This window comes from Arthrobacter sp. H5, from assembly GCF_000520595.1.
Lineage (GTDB): Bacteria > Actinomycetota > Actinomycetes > Actinomycetales > Micrococcaceae > Arthrobacter_D.
In genome coordinates this window covers 1-850 of sequence record NZ_AZSC01000374.1, presented here as the reverse complement: position 1 = coordinate 850, position 850 = coordinate 1, and the positions used below count along the sequence as shown (strand labels likewise).

Genomic DNA, 850 nt, shown 5'->3' with positions numbered 1-850 from the left:
TCCGTTGTCGCCTCGGACATTTTCGGGGTCTCCGGCCGGGCGATGATGGCCGCGCTGATCAATGGGGAACGGAACCCAAAAGTCTTGGCGCAAATGGCACGGGCCCGCATGCGCACCAAGATCGGCGCCCTCGAGGAAGCCTTCACTGGCCACTTCGATGACCACCACCGGTTCCTGCTGGCCACCATGCTCGAACGCGTCGATCGCATCAACGCAGATATCGCTGCGGTCGACGCGCAGATCGAGGTGGCGCTGGCCCCTTTCGCGGAAGCGGCGGCACGCCTGGATGAAATCCCCGGCATCGGCCCGGTCGCCGCCGCTACCATTGTGGCCGAGATCGGCACTGATATGTCCCGGTTTCACACCGCAGGACACCTGGCCTCCTGGGCGAAGTTCTCACCTGGCATCAAATCCTCCGCTGGGAGGACCAAGGGCAACGGCTCCACCGGACACGGCAACCGCTACCTCGCCCGGACCCTCGGGGAAGCCGCCGTGGGCGTGGGCAGGACCAACACCTTCCTCGGCGAACGCTACCGCAGACTCGCCAGGCGGCGGGGAAAGAAACGGGCCATCGTCGCCGTCGGCCGTTCCATCCTCGTGATCATTTGGCATCTACTGGCCAACCCCGACACCCGCTTCCACGACCTCGGCCCCGACCACTACACCCGGCGGACCAATCCGGACACCAGGAAGCGCGGCCATATCCGCCAGCTCGAAGCCCTCGGCTACAACGTCACCCTCACCCCGGCAACAGCCGCCTGACCCCGCCCAACCAGTCACGTGACCGGCCACCGGCCGGAAGCGTCACCATGCCCACCTAAGCGCCTAACCCGCCTCATTTTCGGACTAG

General features: G+C 65.9%; 1 protein-coding gene. It reads left to right on the top strand.

From position 1 onward, the window contains the following. On the top strand, positions 1-762 hold a 762-nt coding region (locus Y708_RS0101735), incomplete at its 5' end, for an IS110 family RNA-guided transposase (RefSeq protein ID WP_028278578.1). Between the last annotated feature and the right edge of the window lie 88 nt (positions 763-850).